Source organism: Exiguobacterium sp. A1_3_1 (assembly GCF_048985645.1).
GTDB lineage: Bacteria > Bacillota > Bacilli > Exiguobacteriales > Exiguobacteriaceae > Exiguobacterium_A > Exiguobacterium_A indicum.
This window is the reverse complement of sequence record NZ_WBYY01000039.1, coordinates 1-21,820: the sequence shown is the minus strand read 5'-3', so window position 1 is coordinate 21,820 and position 21,820 is coordinate 1. Positions and strand designations below refer to the sequence as shown.

Here is a 21,820-nt window from a genome sequence, read left to right as displayed (position 1 = left end):
CGCTTGACGTCAGCAGTGAACAGATCCTCGAGCAAATACATCAAAATCATGACGTCTGCTTGTTTCGAGACTTGGATCTCGTTCACTTGTTCCAGGTTGTAGTCATAGAACATCGAACCGACATTTTGCTGATTCTTATACTTTGTCAGGTCGATGATCTCTTTCTGCAGATACGTATCGTCCTGTGGCAAGACACCATCCTCACGGACTTGTGGCAAGTAGATCAACTCGAGCACATGTCGGAAACGCTCCTCAGCAGCTCCTAGATCCAGCTTCTCGTCCAATCGCTCATATAGTTCAGGCTTCTCGCGACGGAGTAATTCCACGTATTGAATCGCCGTCTGGATATTCCAGTGCGCCGTGTAGTTCGTGAACGCATTGTTATCGACATGTTCCTTATACTCATCCGGACCAACGACCTGGTTGATCTCATACTGTCCGTTTTCATCATTCCATTCGAGTCGACTCGCCCAAAACTTTGCTGTATCAATGAGCAATTCATATCCGAACCGATCCATGAAATCTTGGTCGCCCGTGACATGATAATATTGCCACGCAGCGAATGCGATATCAGACGTGATGTGCTGTTCGATGAACCCTGACCAAATCTTAGTCGCCTCACCCGTCACGATGTCAGCAGCTCCCCAGACAGGCGTCACTTCGCCATCATCGAGCCATGCCGATTCCCACGGGAACATCGCTCCCTCGTATCCATTCTCCTTCGCCTTCTGATGTGCTCCCGGTAAGGACAGATAACGATATTCGAGTAAGCTACGTGCGATTTTCGGATTCGTATACGTGTAATAAGGGAGGATGAAAATTTCTGTATCCCAGAATGTATGACCTTTGTAGCCTTCACCTGACAATCCTTTTGCCGCGACGTTCATCCGGTTATCGTGTTTCGGCGTCATGACGGCTAAGTGATATTGTGCGAAACGAACGGCTAACTGATCGAACATGGATTCGGATTCGATCGTGATTGGCGCATGCGACCAGACCAGGTCGTCCCACGCCTTGACATGATCGTTAAATAAAGATTCATATCCTCGAGCTTCGATGTCGCGTGTCGCATTTAAGGCAAGGTTAGCAAGTTCTTCTCTCGTCTCGGACATCACATCGTTATCTCGAGAAGTGAAGACGGTCGAATATTTCTCGATCGTCAGTGTCTCTCCAGCCGGAATACGGATGTCCGAATAATCGAAGAAGATTTGGCGACGATCCATTTTGATAATGGATTTCGGTTCGAACGAACCTTTGAGACTGAATCGATGGATGCTATGGAAGGCAAAATCAATACCAGATTCCGTCGTCGTCTGTAGCTGCTGCATGAGTCGTCCGTCATAAAGGCGCTTATCGCCTTCCAAGAAGTGCTGAACCCCGCTATTTGTCATCTGTCCGTTGATACCGGATGTCATCGCCAAAGTGCTTTCTTGTCTAGGGGTGATGCTGACACGTTGAACGATGACATGTAGATCGGCCATCGAAACGAAGCGACGGAAAACAAGGTCGTATACCTTTCCGTCAGGACTCTGCCAGGTCACTTCCCGCACGAGTTCAGCATGTTTCAGGTTGAGTGTACGATTGTACTTGAGAATCGTCCCTTGTGTCAGATCGAATCGAGTCCCATCTAGTATGAACTCCATCCATAACACGTCCGCCGCGTTCGGAAGTTCTGTCACTTCATTCTGGGCGAATTTATTGAACGTACCTGCAACGAAAAGATTTCGTTGCTCGTTTGCGTAGTGCTCCTCCGTCACGGATCGAAGTCCCATATATCCGTTTCCGAGTGAGAACACGGTTTCCCCTTTACCGAGCCAACTTGTGCGGAATCCCTCTTCTGCAACGAGCCATTCTTGTAGCTCTCCAGTACCAGTCGTATAGTTCATCAATGTATTCGTCACCTTGTAACCTCCTGTATGATAAAGCGCTTTCTTGATTCGACCCCATTCTATCCGAAACGTTTCGGTTATTCAACATCATTTTTCTTTTATTTTCTTTCCACACCTTAAAAAACGTGATTAAATGGTTACAGAAACGTTTTAGAAAAGAGGTTTGATATGGAACAGTTATTGGCTAGTCTAGGATTTCGATTCGATAAAGTACAAGCGTGGAGAACACAATCCATTTGGAAATCCATTTTCTATGTAATCATCATGGTATTGCTAGCGAATGCACTCGTATTTGGTCTGAAATGGGTCAACCAATCGAGCGTAGACGTAACGGATTTACCAGCATTCACGGTGACGAAACAAGGGATCCGTTATGAAAAACCGTTCAGCTTCGACCTGGAGACATTGGATTTGACGGTGATGGTGGGGGAGGAGCGGAAAACGAACGCTTCGCAGATACTCCTACTTACCGATGCGGGTTGGGGATTCAAGCGGAGTGGGGTCTCGACGGACTTAAGGGAATATAGTAGCTTACTCGATTTTCTAGGGAAATCTGAATTGACGAACCGAGATGTAGGGACAATCTTTAACGATTTAAAATGGTTCTATCCGCTTTATATCTATGGTGCAATTATGATCGATCTTGTGATCCACCTGGTTATCATCTCACTTCTAGCACTTGCCGGTCTTAGTTTCCGTCGATTCGTCTCGATTCGATACAAGGAAGCATGGACAATCACAGCCTATGGCATCACGGCACCTCTAGTCGTGCGGACTGTCATCACCTTGCTCCCAATCAGCGTACCTATGCTATCCGTTCTATACTGGGCGACTGTTGGAATCTTTGCCTTCATGACGATACGAAAAATCGGCGATGAATGATCATCGCCGATTTTTTGCGACCGATTCCCGTAGGATCAGCTGATTATTTACGAATGCTTCATGTGGGGCATCTTGTCCTTCAACGATGTGGACAATCATCGACGCAGCCTTACGCCCCATCTCGTAAGGTTGTTGTCCGACTGTCGTGAGGGGAGGGGAGACGTATTGGGACAATAAGATATTGTCGAAACCAATGATCGATAGGTCTTCTGGGACGTTAAGTCCCAGTTCCCGCGTAGCTTGCAGCACGCCTAGCGCCATGACATCGGAAGCGCAAAAAATTGCTGTCACTTCAGGATGGTTCAACAAGAAGGGAAGGACGACTTCTTTCGATGCGAGTTCTTCGAAGTCGCCATTTAGCACGTAGTCTTCTCGGAAGTCGATCTCACTTTCCTGCAGCACTTGCCGGTATGCATCATGCCGCACCATGGAGACATAAGCGTGGGTGGCGCCATTCATGAATGCGACGTGACGATGCCCAAGCCGAATCAAGTATCGAACTGCCTGTTTCGCACTCTCCAACTGGTTCGAGGTCACATAACCCGTGTTCACGCCCTCGACCGGAATGTCGACGAGGACGCAAGGTACCGTACTCTCAACCGCTTCGAGTAAATACGGGTCGTCCCGTTTCAATCCCTGAATCACGACACCGTCGAGTTGACGTTCGGCGCACATCTGTCCGTATGTCTTGTTTTTTTGTTTCGACGTCGTCGTCGAAAGAAGTACGAATTCATAATCAAGATCGGATAATTCATCTGATACGCCACATAGGGTCTCGAACATGAAATTATCTTTGACACTCTCGCGTTTCAGGTCGGTGACGAGGAATCCGATGGTCTTCGACTGTTTTTTGACCAGGCTTCGAGCGAGGATGTTCGGACTGTACCCGAGTTCCTTTGCTACAGCCATGATCTTGTCTCGCGTCTCTTTATTCACGTCGTTATACCCGTTCAGCGCACGGGATACTGTCGTAACAGAAAAGCCAGATACCTTAGAAACGTCTTTTAATGTTGCCATAATAATGCCTCCTTTTTATGAAAACGTTACGGAAAAACATCTTCATATGTGTAAGTATGTATATTCTATTCTGTAACTAAATCACTTGTAAACAACGAAATGAACACGATTTTTTGCATATATAAAAAAATACTTGATTTCCGAAACGTTTCGGGTATAAAATCGAGTTGCGGGTTGAAAGCGGTTACTTCATTTCGAAGTTTTATCATCCATAGGGAGGAAATTATCGATGAATATGAAATTATCTAAACCATTATCTGTTCTCATGCTATCCGGACTTGTTCTTACAGCTGCGTGCGGTGGCGGAGAAGAGGAAGCGCAAGTCGCTTCTGATCCATCTAAGCTAAAGGGTAAGGAAATCACGGTCGGAACATGGAAAGGAACAGACGCCGAAGTCAAAGCGTTCGATGAATTGTTGAAGAACTTCACAGATGAGACGGGCGTCAAAGTCAAAAAGAAGGTTTATAACGACTATCAGACACAACTTCAGACCGACCTTGTAGGTGGTACCGCACCTGACGTGTTTTACGTCGACGCGTTTCTCGCTCCCGAACTTTCGAAGCAAGGAGTGCTCGAACCACTCGATCCATATATCAAAAAAGCCAAGAAGAACTTAAACGATTTCTATGATCCAGCAATCAACGCCTTCAAATCAGACGATAAATTGTTCGGACTACCGAAAGACTATTCGACACTTGGGCTCTATTATAACAAGAAGCTGATCGAGGACGCCGGTTTCACGGCGGATGATATTCCGACCGAGATGGAAAAACTGCCTGGATTCTTGAAAGAACTGAAGGGCAAACTGCCATCGGGTGTGACCCCAGCTATCACGACCTCTGAGCTCGCGCGACACATGTTCGTCCTCCAGTCAGGTGGTACGGATATCGTCGATAAAGAAGGGAATGCCGTGTTGGCAAAACCGGATCAAATCGCTGCCCTTCAACCACTCGTGGACGCTTACCAAGATAAGCTCGTCCAACGTCCAGCAGATCTCGGTCAAGGTTGGGCGGGAGACTCGTTCGGAGCTGAGAAGGCTGCCATCATGATTGAAGGAAACTGGGCGATCTCGCATATCAAGCAGAACTTCCCGAAAGTCGAGATGGGTACGAAAGAAGTCCCGACAATTGGTGGGAAGAATAAATCGATGATGTTCACGGTGTCTTATTCGCTCAACAGCGAATCGAAAGAGAAGTCAGCTGGTTGGGCATTCATCGATTACGCGACTTCGAAGGATGGCATGAAGACCTGGTCAGAAGGCGCAGGAGTCTTACCGTCGCTTAAGTCGATCGCAACAGACCTGAAGCTACAGGACGATGAGTTGAAAGCACCATTCGTCGCAGCGGGAGCATATGCAACACCATGGCAAAAAGGAGACTCGCTCTCGATCGTCGCTCGGGAATACAACAACCTGTTACCAGCTGCCTTAAAAGGTGATATGACGCTTGAAGAAGCCATGAAAAAAGCAGAGAAAACTGCTAACAAGGACATCAAAACGCAATTGAAATAAAGAGGCGATGGGGCTCGCGCAATCCGTGAGCCTCGTTGTGTTCTGAAAGGAAGGGTCAAATGGGCACACAACTTGAAATCAATCAGCGTACTGATGCAGCATCGCAAGCACCGCCGCCCAAGAAAAAAGGAAGTAGCCGTAACGGGCGTGAGGCGATGCAAGGCATCACCTTCATGTTACCGACGTTGATCATCTTAGTGACGTTCACGTTGCTTCCAATCGCGTATTCTCTCTTCTTGTCTTTCACGCGAGTCAACCTATTCGGCGGGATCGACTTCCAATGGGTCGGAATCGAAAATTACGTGAATGCTTGGAATGACGAGCGCGTCTGGACCGCTTTGAAAAATACAGCCCGTTACGCACTGTTCGTCGTACCACTCCAGACAGCGATCGCTCTCTTGATGGCCGCCGTCCTCAACTCAGGCATCCGGTTCCAGAATACGTTCCGGACGATTTACTTCCTACCGACACTCACATCGAGTTCGGCACTTACGATGATATTCATGTTCTTGTTCAGCCTGAACGGACCGATTAACAACGTATTAGTATCCCTCGGATTTCTTGATGCGCCAATCAACTTCATCAACGAGACGGACTTTGCACTCACGACCATCATGGTTATGAACATCTGGTCGACGGTTCCTTTCTTCATGACGATCTATCTTGCCGGGCTGCAGGACATCCCAGCGTCCCTCTACGAAGCGGCATCGCTCGACGGAGCGAATGCTTGGCAGAAGTTGACCAAGATCACGGTTCCCAATCTGACGCCGGTCACGAATTACGTCCTGTTGATGGGAATCATCGGCTGTTTCCAATTGTTCGACCAAGCATATATCATTTCCGGCGGGACCGGCGGACCGAATAACGCGACGCTGACGTTCTCGCTCATCATTTATCAGTACGCGTTCAAAACGATCGGGACGATGGGCTATGCATCGGCACTCGCCATCATCCTGACGATTGTCATCTTCACGGTGTCGATGCTCGCACGGAAGTTGAACAAAGAAGAGTCCAACTATTAAGGAGGAATGGATATGAAAAAGAAAAAATGGCCGCGTATCGTGTTGTATGTCATCCTCATCTCCTATGCGCTCGTCACACTGTATCCATTCCTATGGGCAGTGCTCGCATCGTTCAAACCCTATAGCGAGATCGTGGCTGGTGGACTATCACTATGGCCAGAGAATCCGACAATCGCGAACTTTGAACATATCTTCACGAAGGATCCACTGTTCCCACGATGGATCATGAACTCGTTCTTGATCGCGACGCTCGGGACGATCGTGAACGTCATCTTCAACACGATGGCTGGCTATTCACTCGCTCGTCTCCGCTTTCCAGGAAGAAACTACCTGTTCCTGTTGATTCTCGCGGTCATGATGGTGCCGGGACAGATTCTGCTCATCCCGAACTATCTGATCATGCGTTCGCTCGGAATCCTTGATACGTATTCCGCCTTGATCATCCCTGGGGCGATCAACTTCTCGTACATCTTCTTGATGCGACAGTTCTTCATCAACTTCCCGCGCGAGGTCGAGGAGGCTGCACAAGTCGATGGACTCAACCGGTTCCAGACGTTTTGGAGAATCGTCTTCCCGATGGCACGCGCCTCGGTCGCAACGCAAGCAGTTTTCGTCTTCCTTGGGTTCTGGAACGAGTTCTTGAAACCATTGCTCTACATCACGTCACCTGAGAAATATACATTGACGCTTGGACTACAGTCGTTCCAAAGTCAGAACGCAACACAATGGAACTACATCATGGCGGCCTCGGTCGTCAGCATCATACCTATTATCATTCTGTACATCATGCTGAACAAGTACTTCATGCAGGGATTACGGATTGGTGGGGACAAATAAGGAGATTATTATGAAAGCTTTCATTTTTGATTTGGATGGTGTCATCACGGATAGCGCAGAATATCATTACTTGGCGTGGAAAGCGCTCGGGGAAGATCTCGGCATACCGATTGATCGCGAATTCAACGAGACGCTCAAGGGCGTCAGTCGGACTGAGTCGCTCGAACGCATCCTCCGCCTCGGACATCGCGAGAATGATTTCTCTTTAGAAGAGAAAGAAAAACTCGCTACGAAAAAGAATTCACATTATGTATCACTCATCGCGAAGATCACGAGTGCAGACATATTACCTGGCATCGAGACATTTTTGTCAGAGCTAAGAGAGGCAGGTTATAAGATTGGGATGGCATCCGCCTCAAAGAATGCTCAAATGGTGACACGCCAACTCGGTCTTCTCCACGCGTTTGATCATATCGTCGATGCAGCGACAGTCATGGATTCAAAGCCACATCCAGAAGTATTCTTGAAGGCGGCCGAAGCGTTGGCTGTCGATCCGAAGGACTGTATCGGCGTCGAGGATGCGGTCGCCGGGATTGAAGCCATCCGTGCAGCAGGAATGTTTGCGGTAGGGATCGGGGAGCGGAATGTATTGATTGAAGCGGATATCGTGTTCACAGATACAAGAGACCTTACGCTCGAAAATGTCTTAACACGGATTTAAGAATAGACGCCTCGAGTGATAAAGCTCGAGGCTTTATTTCATGAGGAGGAAAATTGAATGAAGCGCACATGGTGGAAAGAAGCCGTCGTGTATCAAGTGTACTGGCGAAGCTTCTTGGATACGAATGGCGATGGGTATGGTGATTTAGAAGGTGTCCGTCGGAAGTTGCCTTATATTAAAGAGCTCGGAGCTGATGTGATATGGCTCAATCCGTTTTATGTATCACCAGACAAGGATAATGGATATGACATCGCTGACTATTACAGCATCATGGATAAGGCAGGAACGATGGAAGATTTTGAACGGTTGCTAGAAGAAGCCCATGCAATCGGACTTAAAATAATTCTGGACCTCGTCGTGAACCATACGTCGGACCAACACCCTTGGTTTTTAGAAGCAAAAACCTCGATCGATTCACCAAAACGGGATTATTACATTTGGCACGACCCGATTAATAATAAGGAACCTAACAATTGGCGTTCCTACTTCGCTCCTTCCTGTTGGGAGTACGAGGAAGAGAGTGGACAGTATTACTATCATTCGTTCGCCGTCGAACAACCCGATCTCAACTGGGAGAATGAGGACTTACGGAACGAAATCTATGCGATGATGCGATTCTGGCTTGATATGGGCATCGATGGTTTCCGGATGGATGTCATCAACCTGCTAGCGAAACGAAAAGACTTATCGGACGTCGAGAATCCATACGAACTCAGTTACCTGGCGAACAATCCTGGCATCCATGATTATCTTCAAGAGATGCACGAGCAGGTACTCCGTCACTATGACTGTATGACGGTCGGTGAGATCCCGTTCGTGACGCCAGCCGAGGGGGCACTCTATGTCGACGAGACACGTCAAGAACTCGACACCTTGTTCCATTTTCAGATCGCTGACGAGATGCCGACGTGGGACATGCTTCGCTTCAAGGAAATTCAACGAGAATGGTATGAAGGATTGAAAGGACGCGGATGGAACTCGCAGTTCCTAAACAATCACGATCATACGCGTCAGGTGACGCGTTACGGCAATGATAAGGAACATCGGATAGCATCCGCGAAGATGCTCGCGACACTCACCCATACGCTTCCCGGGATGCCGTACATCTATCAAGGGGAGGAAATCGGCATGACAGGTGTCAGCTTTGACTCCATTGATGATTATCAAGATATCGCCATGAGGAACCGTTATTACGAGGAAGTCGCGAAAGGACGAGCGGTCGATGAGGTCTTGACAAGCTTACAACTTCTTAGCCGTGACAATTCAAGGACGCCGATGCAATGGAACAATCAAGCTGAGTCTGGCTTCACGGATGGGGTTCCATGGATGACCGTTAATTCGAATTATGTTGAGCTGAACGTCGAGAAGGACTTACGTCGAGAGGACTCTGTGTTCCGCTATTATCAAAAGCTGATTCAACTTAGGAAATCTAATGATGCACTGGTATATGGAGACTTTAAAGATTTATTGCCAGAACATCCTGTCGTCCATGCGTATGAGCGTCGCCTCTACGAAGATAAGTTCGTGATCGTCTTGAATCATTCGGACGAGGATGTGGTATTTCCGTTATCACTAGACATTCGAAGCAGCGTCTTACAAAATGTATTAAATGAAACGGATACTTTAAGACCCTATGAAACTAGAATTTATAAAATGAATGAAACAACCCACAATCTAAACAGCCCTAGATCCTAATGATCCAGGGCTGTTTTCGTGTGTCTTAATATGTAAGCGATCCTGCAATGATCAAACCGATTGAAATCGATAAGAAAAGGAGCAACAAGCCGACTGCTTCGTTGTTCGCATCAATCTCTTTCGTCATGCTCAAACGTGGGATTAGTAAATCCGCGAGATAGAACAAAACGATTTGTAAGACGATCGCGAGTGCGCCCCATAACACCATATCGAGAATGCTGACAGAGTTCGAGATACTCGAATAGAGGACGATGGCAAGACCAAGAATACGTCCACCGAAGGCGTAGACGGCTGCTTTCTTCCCGTTACGGATGAGTTCGAGCTCCTTTGATTTCGTCGTCACCTCGAACAGGACGACACCGATTGCAAGGAGTACGGTCGCGACACCGATATACGAGAGCGTTGAAAGGAATAAATCACTGAATGTCATGCTGGTACCTCCATCATGATTTTTTATTTTTTTTGCGTTGTTCGTATGCAACATACAATTCAAGCAGTGCTCCGACGAGAATACCTGCTGATACATACAAATAGAAGTTGTCACCAATGAATCCGAACAAGAGACCTAAAATGAGGCCGATCAGGATATAGGGACCTTTTGCTAACTTCATGCCAATCACCTACCTCTTCTTTAAAGGTAGCGGATTTCAGAGGTGGCGTCCATCGTTATTCTTGAAAGCTGACGGCAGATTCTGCATTAGGAGAAAACAGGACGACTTGATTCCGTCCTTGTTGCTTTGCCTGATAGAGAGCAGCATCCGCATCCGGCATGAGCTGGTCGATTTGAGATGTCGTTTCATCAAAAGCCGCTAAACCAAACGATGCTGTGAGCGGTAGCTCTGTCGTCGCTAGTCGGAACGGACTAGAAGCGATCCGTTCGCGTAATTGCTCTGCTAAAGGCAAGACTTCAGCAAGCGGAACACTCTCAAACAGGACTGAAAACTCCTCACCGCCGTTACGGGATAAATACCCGCTTTCTGCCACTCCATCGCGCAGTCGATTGGCGAACTGCCGTAGCACCTCGTCGCCCGCCTCATGTCCATACGTATCGTTGACCTGTTTAAAATGATCAATGTCGATCGTCAACAACACGACCGACTGTTTGGTTAGAATCAATCGCTGTTTGACATCCGTGAAGTATTCATTGAAGGCGCGTGAATTGTTCAATCCTGTCAAAAAGTCGAGTTGCGCTTTTTGCCGAAGCATCCGTAATGATTGTTTGGTTAACCGAATATCGCGGATGATCAGTAGGGCGAGCCAGCTACTGACGAACGATGCAGGAATGACGACTGCCATCACTTCAAGTAGAAGAATCTGTTTCGGTAAGACAATCCATAAGACAAGAGCGTGTAAAGCCGTCGCGTAGAGCGTCACGAGTGTGAATGTTCGTTTTGCATAAGGTGACATTTCGCGAACGATTAAGCTCGTTCCTAAAGCAATGGCGACAATGAAGCCGAATGCGGTGAAGGCTGCTAGATTCGTTCCTAAACTGAAACGATAGATGATGATTGCAATCGTCACGATCGTTGTCGGGATGGCGCCACCAAAGTAGGCAGCGACGACGACCGGAATATGACGCAAATCAACCATGACGCCAGGTGCTGCTTCAATCGTCATCTGCATGAGTAGTAACGAGATGACACTTAGAGCAAGACCGTACAATACGCGTGTCAGCCATGGGGATTCACGCGTGATCGGAAGCGGTGATAATTTTCCGAGCAGATAGAAACCAGCCATTAATAGCGTTACGTTATGCAAGACGTCAAAAAGGATGCTTTTCATGAAATGTCCATCCTTTCAATTAAAAGTACGTTACTTAAAAGACATACGCCATAAAAGGACTAACTCCTGTTCCTTGAAAAAATAATCTATTTGATGCAATTGTGTCTATAATGTGAACTTATGATTTCTATAAGCTGTACTTATAGTTTGACGGAATTTAATTGACCTCTTCGACACTGCGTTGTTAAATGATGAAGAAGCGATATGAAAGCGCTTACTAAAATCGAAGGAGATCTACTTATGGAACTTGTCATCATTCTTCTTGCCTTATCCTTATTGATGTTCGTTGCCTATCGTGGTTTTTCGGTCATCCTATTCGCGCCAATCTGTGCCTTGTTCGCCGTCCTACTGACGAACCCGGATTGGGTGTTACCTTTCTTCTCGAATATCTTCATGGAAAAGATGGTCGGCTTCATCAAGGCGTACTTCCCGGTCTTCCTCCTCGGGGCGATTTTCGGAAAAGTCGTTGAGATGTCCGGTATCGCGGAGTCAATCGCGAAGACTATCATCCGTATGATCGGTGCGAAGCGTGCCATTCTTGCTATCGTCTTACTCGGCGCCATTCTTACATATAGCGGCGTCAGCCTGTTCGTTGTCGTCTTCGCTGTTTATCCGTTCGCAGCGAACTTATTCCGTGAAGCAAACATCCCGAAACGCCTCATCCCGGGAACGATCGCCCTTGGTGCGTTCACGTTCACGATGGATGCCTTACCAGGAACACCTCAGATTCAAAACGTCATCCCAACGACGTTCTTCAAAACGGATATCTATGCTGCACCGATCATGGGTTCAGTCGGTGGATTGTTCATCCTAGTCGTCGGCATGTGGTATCTCGAGTCACGTAAGAAAAAAGCCCATCAAGCAGGGGAAGGCTACGCTGGATTTGAAGCAACGGCGGCAAGTGCCGCACCGCAGATGGAGTTGAAGAACGAACCGGAAATGACACTTGAGACGGATCGTCAACCGGTCTATCGGCAAGTCCTTGCCTTCGTCCCACTCGTCCTCGTTGCCGTCATGAACAAAGTCTTCACACTCTCGATTCCGAAATGGTATCCGGAAGGGTTCGATTTTTCAGCAATTGGTTTAGAGGCATTTGGAAAGATCGAGACGCCGGCGGTTCTTGCGATCTGGTCCGTCCAAATGGCGTTATTGATCGGAATTCTCGCAGCGATGCTGTATGACTTCCCGAAGATCAAGACGAATTTCCAAGCTGGTTTGAACGTCAGTATCGGTGGCGCGCTTCTAGCGGTCATGAATACAGGTGCTGAGTATGGTTTCGGAGGCGTCATCGCCGCACTTCCTGGATTCAATTCCGTCTCAAGCGGGATCTCAGAGACCTTTACGAATCCGCTCGTCAACGGAGCCGTCACGACGACAACACTAGCCGGCGTCACCGGTTCCGCATCGGGTGGAATGGGGATTGCGTTAAGTGCGATGTCGGATAAATATACGCAAGCCATCACATCAGGCGGCGTTCCACCGGAAGTCATGCACCGCGTCATCTCGATGGCGTCCGGCGGGATGGATACATTACCGCATAACGGTGCCGTCATCACGTTACTTGCCGTTACGGGGCTGACGCATCGTCAGTCGTATAAGGACATCTTCATGATTACGATTCTCAAGACAGTGACGGTCTTCTTGATGATCGGATTGTATAGCTTGACTGGTTTGTACTAAGGATTTTTAAAGGGGGCATCATCAGATGAAACAGGGGAAAGTATACGAATCATTCGCGGAAGCAACAGCAGACATCTTTGACGGGGCGACGCTAGTCGTAGGGGGCTTCGGACTCTGCGGAATCCCGGAAAAATCAATTACCGCGTTGCAAGAGAAGGGCGTCAAGGATTTGACGGTCGTCAGTAATAACTGTGGCGTCGATGACTTCGGACTCGGTCTCCTCTTGCAGACGCGACAAATCAAGAAGATGATTTCGTCGTATGTCGGGGAAAACAAGACGTTCGAGCAACAATACCTCAGTGGCGAGATTGAAGTCGATCTCGTCCCCCAAGGTACGCTTGCGGAACGTATCCGTGCCGGTGGAGCTGGCATTCCTGGTTTCTATACACCAACAGGCGTCGGCACACCGATTGCTGAAGGAAAGGAACAAAAAGAGTTCGACGGGAAGACGTATCTGCTCGAAGAAGGAATCGTCGGTGATTTTGCGATCGTCAAGGCATGGAAAGCAGATCGACTCGGGAATCTCGTCTTCCGGAAGACGTCACGCAACTTTAACCCGATCGTCGCGACAGCCGGAAAAGTAACGATCGTCGAAGTCGAAGAACTGGTCGAAGTCGGTGAACTCGATCCGAATGAGATCCATACACCTGCTGTCTACGTTCAGCGCATCGTCGTCGGAACGGATTATGAAAAACGCATCGAACGCCGGACTGTCCGGGAAGCTTGAGGAGGAGATCGATATGAAAACGACACGAGAAATCATCATTGAACGCGCACTTCAGGAAGTTGAAGACGGGATGTATGTCAACCTCGGGATCGGGATTCCGACATTGATCGCCAATGCGATTCCGGACGATATGCATGTCATGCTGCAATCCGAAAATGGACTGCTTGGCATCGGACCGTATCCGCTTGATCATGAAGTCGATGCCGACGAAATCAATGCCGGCAAAGAAACGGTCACGGCACAATCCGGAGCATCTTACTTCGACAGTGCCGAATCGTTCGCGATGATTCGCGGCGGGCACATCGACCTCGCGATCCTCGGCGGGATGGAAGTCGATCAGAACGGTGACCTCGCGAACTGGATGATTCCGGGCAAGATGGTCAAAGGCATGGGCGGAGCGATGGACCTCGTCAACGGAGCGAAACGCGTCGTCATCATCATGGAGCATGTCAACAAACATGGCGAATCGAAAGTCAAACAGGCGTGTACCTTGCCGTTGACAGGACGCGCCGTCGTCAACCGTTTGATTACGGACCTGGCCGTCTTTGATTTCACACCGGACGGAATGGTCTTGATCGAGACGCTGAATGGTCATACGGTCGAAGACGTCAAACAAGTCACGGAAGCACGATTCACGGTCAGTCCGGAACTCGAGCGCATGACGGTAGGGGAGTGAAGCAGATGGTTCAAGGAGATATCGTACTCGTCACAGGTGCAGGAAGCGGAATTGGTCTTGAAATCTCAAAGGCGTTTGCTGCGGCAGGAGCGAAGGTCGTCGTAACGGACGTTCGCGCAGAAGCAGCAGAAGAGGCGGCGGCAGCGATTCGCGCAGACGGTCATGAAGCGGTCGGCATGACGCTCAACGTCACTGATGAAGCACAGGTCGAAGCCGTCTTGAAGCAGACGGTCGAACAGTTTGGTCGACTCGACGTCTTGATCAATAACGCGGGTCTTCAACACGTCTCACCAATTGAAGAGTTTCCGACGGAGAAATTCGAATTGATGATCAAGATCATGTTGACGGCGCCGTTCATCGCCATCAAACATGCCTTTCCGATCATGAAGGAACAAGGCTACGGACGGATTCTTAACATGGCATCGATCAATGGTTTAATCGGTTTTGCCGGGAAGGCGGCGTATAACTCGGCGAAGCATGGGTTGCTTGGTCTGACGAAGGTCGCAGCCCTTGAAGGAGCGGAACACGGAATCACCGTCAACGCGATTTGCCCGGGATACGTCGATACCCCACTTGTCCGCAATCAGATGGAAGACTTAGCGAAGACGCGTCACGTCGAAATTGAGAAGGTACTCGAGGAAGTCATCTATCCGCTCGTTCCACAAAAACGGTTGCTCGCCGTCGAGGAAATCGCGGATTATGCGTTGTTCCTTGCGAGCCGCAAAGCAAAAGGGATCACGGGACAAGCGAACGTACTCGATGGAGGATATACGATTCAATAAGGAGATGGAGCAGATGAGTGAAGCAGTCGTCATCGTCAGTGCGACGCGCACGGCAATCGGGAATTTCAACGGGAGTTTGAAGGACGTCAAAGCAACGGAACTCGGTGCGACAGTCATCCGTGCGGCACTTGAAAAAGCAGGTGTCGCTGGGAATCACGTCGACGAAGTCTTTTTTGGTAACGTCCTCTCAGCAGGACTTGGTCAAAATCCAGCACGGCAAGCGGCACTCGCTGCCGGATTACCGGAGACATGTCCAGCGATGACCGTTAACAAGGTCTGCGGATCCGGTCTCTCGGCCGTCCATCTCGCGTATCAGGCGATCAAGTCGGGTGAAGCCGATGTCATCGTTGCTGGTGGAATGGAGAACATGAGCCAAGCGCCATATGTCCTATCGGGCGCACGGTCTGGGCTGAAGATGGGTGACCAACCGCTCGTCGATACGATCATCCAGGATGGACTTGAGTGTGCGTTTAATGACTATCACATGGGAATCACGGCGGAGAATTTAGCCGACGTCTACGAACTCTCCCGCGAAGCCCAGGATCAGTTCGCGGCGACGAGTCAGCAAAAAGCGCAGACGGCATTAGCGGAAGAACGATTCGTCTCGGAAATCACACCAGTGTTGATTCCACAACGAAAAGGCGAACCGATCCGCTTTGATCAAGATGAGTTTCCGCGTGCCGGAACATCTGTCGAAACACTCAGTCGTTTGCGCCCGGCATTCAAAAAGGACGGAACGGTCACGGCAGGCAATGCGTCTGGCATCAATGACGGGGCTGCCGCACTTGTCATCATGTCCGCGACAAAGGCACAAGAACTCGGCGTGACACCACTCGTTGAGATCGTCGCGAACGGAACGTCCGGTGTCGACCCGAGCATCATGGGAATCGGTCCCGTCCAAGCGGTCCAAAAGGCACTCGATAAAGCGGGACTGACGCTTGAGGAGATCGATGTCATCGAAGCGAACGAAGCGTTCGCGGCACAATCTCTCGCGGTCGATGCGGAGCTACAGTTCCCGCATGAGAAGCTCAACCGCAACGGCGGTGCGATCGCGCTTGGTCATCCGATCGGTGCGAGTGGGGCACGGATTCTCGTTACGTTGATCCATGAACTCGAGCGGACGGGTGAGACACATGGTCTTGCGACGTTATGCGTCGGGGGCGGTCAAGGAGTGGCGACGATCGTCAAAAAATACGAAGGTTAACTAATAAAGCACGAGACGAAGGAGATGTTTGCTCCCGTTGTCTCGTGCTTTATTGATTTTAGCGAATCGTTAATTTCTTCTGGTAACTGCTTTTTTCGAGAATTTGCACGGAGGATATCCGTGACCATTCCTTCAAGGAAATCTCGGGATGTTGCTTCACGAAGTCGGAGACGATCATGTAGCCGAGTCTGTATTTTACGAACGATGGAATTTGTTTTTCGTAATTTCCAAAGAATAGATCATCCGTCGTCAATCGTTCCGCATTCAGCTCCGAAATCACATGCTCTAAAGTATGGTCAAGTAAAGGGGCAATCGCTTCCGATGATTCCACTGGATAAAGCTTGTGGGCAAAGAATTCCGCTTTTCCTTCGAGAATGATGTAATCGAGCATCGTTGCACGATTCGGTTCATCGAGGGCAACGGTGTGATGGTACTCATGCGCCGTCGTATTGCGTAATGATGTTTCCGAAAAATCCTTCAAGAAGAATAGACTCATCGAATTGTTTCCTTGAGCGACACCGCTGACACCACCATAACGTTTGGCATCATCATGCTCGATTGGTGTCGTCGGGGAGACGAAGACGACGAGCTTCTCATCCCGTGGAAGTTGTTTCATCGAAGTCAGGAGACTGGACTTGATCTGTTTCATGATGCGCTGATGGTGTTTTTTCAAATATGTATTCATCTGCTTTAAGTCCTTGATGTTTTCCGATGGCTGTTCATAGAGGCTAGGAACGGGCATCGCTTGGAGCTGTTCTTTTTTGATGACGCTATTTTTAGCGCCCAATACATATTTTTTAAATAGTGCCTCATTGTCCTCTGGATGTTTCGAAGCCGCTTGAATGTAATCGTCATACGCCTTGTACAAAGGAACGATTTGAATTTCTTGTTTCTCATGCGTAAACGAGATGTCATACGTCTTCGGTTTTTCGGCAGCGGGGGAACAACTGGCAAGTAAAAGGGTGGCGCTAAGCAGATAGATCGATTTCATAGAAAAACCTCCTGTTTTATTATCCATATATTTACTTTCTTCACGAAACCTTTTTATCCTACTACGTCATATGAACTTATGAATCCGGTTTCATGCTTCGACGCACAGACGTAACAAATTCTATAGACCATAGCTCCACCAAACTTTCTGCGCAATTTTCAGAATATTCTCCAGATAAACTCCTAGCACGAGCTCTTAAACGTATGGTATCCTTTCGAACGAAGTACTTCATCTGCTTAGGGAGCGAGATGAAGTCGATCATCATCAGTGGGGGTTTATTATGTCTAAAACTGTTCCAACATCATTTATCATCGTCATCGGCATGATGCTCTTCGCCTTATTCTTCGGGGCAGGAAATCTCATCTTTCCGCCGATGCTCGGACAGCTCGCAGGGGAGCATGTCTGGGTCGCCAATGCCGGATTCCTCGTCACCGGTGTCGGTCTACCATTGCTTGCGATTCTTGCATTCGCGTTTTCAGGGGAACGCGATTTACAAGCGATGGCGTCACGCGTTCATCCTGCGTTTGGAATCGGGTTCTCGGTCATTCTGTATCTTGCGATCGGTCCCTTTTTCGCGATTCCTCGTGCCGGAACGGTCTCGTATGAGATCGGCATCAAGCCGTTCTTCAGTGAATCGACGAGCCACTGGCCGCTGCTCATCTTTACGGTCTTGTTCTACACGGTTGCTTGTCTCTTATCATTGAATCCGACGAAAATCGTCGATGTCGTCGGGAAAGTCCTGACACCGATTAAGATCACGTTCATCGGTCTGTTGATCGTCGTTGCTGTCCTGCATCCGATCGGAAGTTTTCAGAATCCTTTGAAGACATATCAGTCGAATGCCTTCTTTAACGGTTTCCAGGAAGGATATATGACGCTCGATGCACTCGGTGCCTTCGTCTTCGGGATTATCATCATCGCAGCGATCAAGGAAAAAGGTGTCACATCGAAGCGACAGTTGCTGTTGATTTGTACGAAAGCGTCATTGATCGCAGCGGCTTTGCTAGCAATCACGTATTCGGCACTTGCCTTCATGGGTGCTTCAAGTGTCTCGGAAATCGGACAACTAGCGAACGGCGCAGAGATCTTGTCAGCTGTGTCGGATCATTACTTCGGTGAATACGGTGCAATCTTACTCGGTCTGATGATCACGGTCGCCTGTATGACGACAAGCGTCGGCTTGATCACGGCCTGTGCGTCGTTCTTCTCGGCACTCGTGCCAAAAATCTCGTACGTCAAATGGACGATTGGTCTATCGGTCTTCAGCGCACTCGTTGCGAACATCGGTCTGAATCAATTGCTCGCCGTCTCAAAACCAGTCTTGATGACACTTTATCCACTGGCAATCTGTCTCATCTTCCTGACATTCTTGCATCCACTCTTTAAAGGTAAACCAGCCGTTTATCAAGGAGCGCTGTGGATGACATTCGTCGTCAGCTTGTTTGATGGATTGAAGACAGCAGGGATTAACGTCTCAGCTGTCACGAAAGTGTTTGACGCGGTATTACCGTTTGCTTCCGTCAGTCTCGGATGGGTCGTTCCAGCCATCATTGGTGGAGTGATCGGAGCAGTCGTCGGTAAGAAAACAGCGAAGACACAATCGTCGTCGCGTGTGGCTTAAATTAAATCCCTTCACTCAGATTACACTGGGTGAAGGGATTTTTTTGTAACGATGAAACGTATTCTAACAACAGTTGTTGACAAAAACCGGTGAAATAATGCTATAGTGTTAATGCAAATGATATTCATTATCAATTAGAAGGAGTGATAGGTGATGTTCATCCAATTAAAAACATTTAAAGTCAAAAAAGGAAGTGCTGTTGAAATGATCGAGCGTTTTTCAGGAAAGGGAATCATCGAGCAACAACCAGGGTTCCTCGATTTAAGTGTCTTACATAAGAAGCGTACAAAAGAGGAAGAAGAAGTTCTTGTCCTGATCCGCTGGGATTCGGAACAAGACTGGAAAGCGTGGGAAACGAGTGAGGTACACCTTGCCGGTCACCGAGAAAGAAGGGGGCAACCAGGTCCCTCCTTCATTCTTGACGGTCAGCAACATTACTATGATGTGATTGGATTTAAGACAGCAGATACATGATCGACACAACAATAAACAATCACGTAGGCAAGTGAAAGAAAAGTATCTCGAAGATTCCCTTTCATATTGATCAAGATTGAACGGATACGGAAAAGCGTCAGATGGTATATGTTTTTTAGGAGTGAGTTGAAAATGACAGAAGCACTGCATGTATTTCGAGTGAGGAAACACGCTTTACAGACAGGAGGACAATTAGCGATACGTCCGGGTTTGATTGTCGTCATACAAGGCGTTGGCATTACCTACACGGAAAGGAAACGTCTAGAATCGGGCGAAGCCTGTTTCATCATGAAATCAGGTGAACGATTCATCGTCAAGGAGGGACATTGTCTCTTGTATCAGTTAGAGGTTGAACTGACGCCATTTCTAGTCTACCGTCAACCAACGAATGAACTAGTGGAGTGTTTAGAACGAATGCGCGGATGTCCAAACACAATGACCGGTTCTCTTAGACAACATCGCTATCTGTATCAACTACTGGAGCAATTAAGTGAACGTCGTCATGAGCAGACGTTTGAGGAAGTGACGTCCCAGTGGTTAAAAGAACTCGGAAAATCAAGAACAGTCAGTGACTTGGCAAGTGAGTTGAATATGTCACTGCCGACGTTTTCCCGCCAATTCAAAAAGCACTACGATCAATCACCAAAGGAACTGATTCATCAATTGCGGATGCAACGGGCGAAGGAGTGGATGATTGCACATCCAGATTGGACGATTGCTGAGATCGCAGAACGTGTATCAATCAATGATGAATTTTATTTCAGCCGTCTCTTTAAAAAACGTGAGGGACTATCACCAAGTCAGTACCGGAAACGGTTGTTTCCACGGGTCGGAATCTGGAGTCAAGCGTTGTTGCAAGATCACTTATTGGCACTTGGCATTCAACCTGTCATCGCACCGTCTTTTCCGACACAATATCGTTCGAACGGTGTGCCAGACTATTTAAGTGAACTCGAAGGTACGCAACTATACGACGCGTCAGCAACGATTTTACCGGAATGGTTTGAGACATCAAATCTCGATCTCGTTTTACGGACACCGATACGAGGTGAATCACCACCTATGTTGACGTCTTGTCCGGTCATCGATATTTCGAAACAAACTTGTTGGAAGGATTACTTGTATGCTGTTGCTACGGCAACCGATACGCTTGAGCGAACGACTGACATCATCAACGAAGTCGAAACGCTTGAAACAATTGTGAAGCAACAGTTCGAATTCAATCGGAATGTGACATGGGCAGTTATTTGGATCAGAGACTCAGAAATCCGACTGTACGGACGAACAGGGCATACGATGTTAGATTTTCTGTTCAGTGAAATCGGTTTACAGCCCGTGGAAGGACTCCCGCACACCGTCTACATGACAATCAGCCTAGAAACATTACAGCAGTTGGATCCGGATGGTTTGTTCATACTGTGGAGTCAACCTGCAGATGTGGAACGAATTCGAGGAACGAGGGTGTGGCAAACGCTTCGTGCCGTTAGGTCGGAGCGTATATTTTACCCAGACAGTGTCGATTGGGATCCGTGGGGACCACTTGGGAGAATGCATATGTTACGTCAATTGCATACATATATCAGCGATAGTAACTGTTTTGTTTGTCCATGAAGAATGAAAAGAAAATCCATGTCACTCATCATTGATAATGATTATCATTACAGATGGAGTTCACGATGAGGCAGAGAAGACTGACAAATGAACCTAAAAAGTCGTCGCCTTGTCGTACGAATATTAGGGAGGATCGTTTGTTTGATTGGTGTTAAATCTCACGACGATACGTGACTTCTGCATTTAATCGATTGTGAAAACGGATTGAAGGAACTTGAAAACGTTTTACTTAAAATAAGTGTGTATACGCACCATCAAAAACGGGGAAACCCGTTTTTCTATTGATGTGGAATGAGAATGATTTTCAATAAGGGGAGGAACAGAGCGTGCGAACATGCGAAGAACAAATCGAGCGATTAGCGACCGAGGTGACGCTTCAATCGTTCATGAACAGCTACATCAGAGAAGTGAACCCGGGCGAATGGGTCAACGAGAGACCGTTTGATGCATCCGAGACATCCTCTTTTTATTGGATGAAGCCGTATCTCATCGAAATCAAACGTCGTTCCATCATCGGACGCCACGAGATTGGAATGATTCGTGAAGAGACAAAAAGCGGATGGCGGGAAGTTTCAGCCATGTCCTGTATCATCACCTGTTGCATCAAGCTTCAACAAAAAGACCCGAATCAAACGGACTTACTCTTTCGCGTTCTTGACAGTCACCGGACAGTGCAATTGATTTTAGAGGAACAGCTGAACGCACAAGAGCAAGAGACGTTCATCGCTGTCTCTTATACACATCTCCGAGCCCACGAGA

21 protein-coding genes are annotated in these 21,820 nt (G+C 48.1%); 15 read left to right on the top strand and 6 right to left on the bottom strand.

Going from position 1 to position 21,820, the window contains the following annotated elements:
* Positions 1–1,901: glycoside hydrolase family 65 protein (locus F8N00_RS06265; RefSeq protein WP_421017929.1), on the bottom strand; the 1,901-nt coding region annotated here is incomplete at its 3' end.
* Positions 1,902–2,057: 156 nt separating this feature from the next.
* Here F8N00_RS06265 and F8N00_RS06260 point away from each other — a divergent pair.
* Positions 2,058–2,771 (top strand): DUF1189 domain-containing protein, encoded by a 714-nt coding sequence (locus F8N00_RS06260; protein WP_336449260.1) that lies wholly within the window; start codon positions 2,058–2,060, stop codon positions 2,769–2,771.
* Here the strand turns inward: F8N00_RS06260 and F8N00_RS06255 are convergent, their stop codons facing one another.
* Positions 2,772–3,788 carry a LacI family DNA-binding transcriptional regulator gene (locus tag F8N00_RS06255; RefSeq protein ID WP_336449261.1) on the bottom strand — a complete coding sequence of 339 codons (1,017 nt, stop codon included), beginning with the start codon at positions 3,786–3,788 and terminating at the stop codon, positions 2,772–2,774.
* Between the two features lie 229 nt (positions 3,789–4,017).
* Between F8N00_RS06255 and F8N00_RS06250 the strand changes: the two genes are divergently transcribed.
* The 5 genes from F8N00_RS06250 to F8N00_RS06230 are packed head-to-tail and all read left to right on the top strand — an operon-like array spanning position 4,018 to position 9,513.
* Positions 4,018–5,298 (top strand): extracellular solute-binding protein, encoded by a 1,281-nt coding sequence (locus F8N00_RS06250; RefSeq protein WP_087681758.1) that lies wholly within the window; start codon positions 4,018–4,020, stop codon positions 5,296–5,298.
* Positions 5,299–5,357: 59 nt separating this feature from the next.
* A complete protein-coding gene (locus F8N00_RS06245) occupies positions 5,358–6,320 on the top strand; it encodes a sugar ABC transporter permease (RefSeq protein WP_336449262.1) in 963 nt (320 codons plus the stop codon).
* 12 nt (positions 6,321–6,332) lie between these two features.
* Entirely contained in the window at positions 6,333–7,157 is an 825-nt protein-coding gene (locus tag F8N00_RS06240) for a carbohydrate ABC transporter permease (protein WP_336449263.1), read from the top strand.
* 10 nt (positions 7,158–7,167) lie between these two features.
* Positions 7,168–7,818: a beta-phosphoglucomutase gene (pgmB, locus tag F8N00_RS06235; protein ID WP_223041627.1), complete on the top strand. Its 651-nt coding sequence runs from the start codon at positions 7,168–7,170 to the stop codon at positions 7,816–7,818.
* Positions 7,819–7,875: 57 nt separating this feature from the next.
* Entirely contained in the window at positions 7,876–9,513 is a 1,638-nt protein-coding gene (locus F8N00_RS06230; protein ID WP_336449264.1) for an alpha-glucosidase, read from the top strand.
* 25 nt (positions 9,514–9,538) lie between these two features.
* Here the strand turns inward: F8N00_RS06230 and F8N00_RS06225 are convergent, their stop codons facing one another.
* From F8N00_RS06225 to F8N00_RS06215, 3 genes are read right to left on the bottom strand one after another with little or no spacing between them, the layout of a single operon-like run.
* Positions 9,539–9,943 (bottom strand): DUF350 domain-containing protein, encoded by a 405-nt coding sequence (locus tag F8N00_RS06225; RefSeq protein ID WP_023467822.1) that lies wholly within the window; start codon positions 9,941–9,943, stop codon positions 9,539–9,541.
* A 13-nt stretch (positions 9,944–9,956) separates the two neighbouring features.
* Positions 9,957–10,124, bottom strand: a complete 168-nt coding sequence (locus tag F8N00_RS06220) for a hypothetical protein (RefSeq protein ID WP_023467823.1) — start codon at positions 10,122–10,124, stop codon at positions 9,957–9,959.
* A gap of 55 nt (positions 10,125–10,179) precedes the next feature.
* On the bottom strand, positions 10,180–11,295 hold the full coding sequence (locus F8N00_RS06215; RefSeq protein WP_336449265.1) for a diguanylate cyclase: 1,116 nt from the start codon (positions 11,293–11,295) through the stop codon (positions 10,180–10,182).
* Positions 11,296–11,535: 240 nt separating this feature from the next.
* Between F8N00_RS06215 and F8N00_RS06210 the strand changes: the two genes are divergently transcribed.
* From F8N00_RS06210 to F8N00_RS06190, 5 genes are read left to right on the top strand one after another with little or no spacing between them, the layout of a single operon-like run.
* On the top strand, positions 11,536–12,975 hold the full coding sequence (locus F8N00_RS06210; protein WP_421017928.1) for a GntP family permease: 1,440 nt from the start codon (positions 11,536–11,538) through the stop codon (positions 12,973–12,975).
* Positions 12,976–13,000: 25 nt separating this feature from the next.
* Entirely contained in the window at positions 13,001–13,702 is a 702-nt protein-coding gene (locus F8N00_RS06205; RefSeq protein ID WP_056060627.1) for a CoA transferase subunit A, read from the top strand.
* A gap of 13 nt (positions 13,703–13,715) precedes the next feature.
* Positions 13,716–14,378: a 3-oxoacid CoA-transferase subunit B gene (locus F8N00_RS06200; protein WP_421017927.1), complete on the top strand. Its 663-nt coding sequence runs from the start codon at positions 13,716–13,718 to the stop codon at positions 14,376–14,378.
* A 5-nt stretch (positions 14,379–14,383) separates the two neighbouring features.
* Positions 14,384–15,160 (top strand): 3-hydroxybutyrate dehydrogenase, encoded by a 777-nt coding sequence (locus F8N00_RS06195; RefSeq protein ID WP_336449268.1) that lies wholly within the window; start codon positions 14,384–14,386, stop codon positions 15,158–15,160.
* 13 nt (positions 15,161–15,173) lie between these two features.
* Positions 15,174–16,364 (top strand): acetyl-CoA C-acetyltransferase, encoded by a 1,191-nt coding sequence (locus tag F8N00_RS06190; protein WP_336449269.1) that lies wholly within the window; start codon positions 15,174–15,176, stop codon positions 16,362–16,364.
* Positions 16,365–16,422: 58 nt separating this feature from the next.
* On the opposite strand, the gene F8N00_RS06185 is transcribed toward F8N00_RS06190, so the two are convergent.
* The gene (locus tag F8N00_RS06185; RefSeq protein WP_336449270.1) at positions 16,423–17,355 is read right to left on the bottom strand and encodes a DUF2268 domain-containing protein; all 933 of its coding nucleotides are present in this window, start codon (positions 17,353–17,355) and stop codon (positions 16,423–16,425) included.
* 280 nt (positions 17,356–17,635) lie between these two features.
* Here F8N00_RS06185 and brnQ point away from each other — a divergent pair, with 280 nt between their 5' ends.
* From brnQ to F8N00_RS06165, 4 genes are all read left to right on the top strand, one after another.
* Positions 17,636–18,976, top strand: coding sequence for a branched-chain amino acid transport system II carrier protein (gene brnQ / locus F8N00_RS06180; RefSeq protein WP_336449271.1), 1,341 nt, complete (start codon positions 17,636–17,638; stop codon positions 18,974–18,976).
* A gap of 153 nt (positions 18,977–19,129) precedes the next feature.
* On the top strand, positions 19,130–19,450 hold the full coding sequence (locus tag F8N00_RS06175) for an antibiotic biosynthesis monooxygenase (protein ID WP_023467832.1): 321 nt from the start codon (positions 19,130–19,132) through the stop codon (positions 19,448–19,450).
* Positions 19,451–19,582: 132 nt separating this feature from the next.
* On the top strand, positions 19,583–21,061 hold the full coding sequence (locus F8N00_RS06170; protein ID WP_336449272.1) for an AraC family transcriptional regulator: 1,479 nt from the start codon (positions 19,583–19,585) through the stop codon (positions 21,059–21,061).
* 326 nt (positions 21,062–21,387) lie between these two features.
* Positions 21,388–21,820: hypothetical protein (locus F8N00_RS06165; RefSeq protein ID WP_421017926.1), on the top strand; the 433-nt coding region annotated here is incomplete at its 3' end.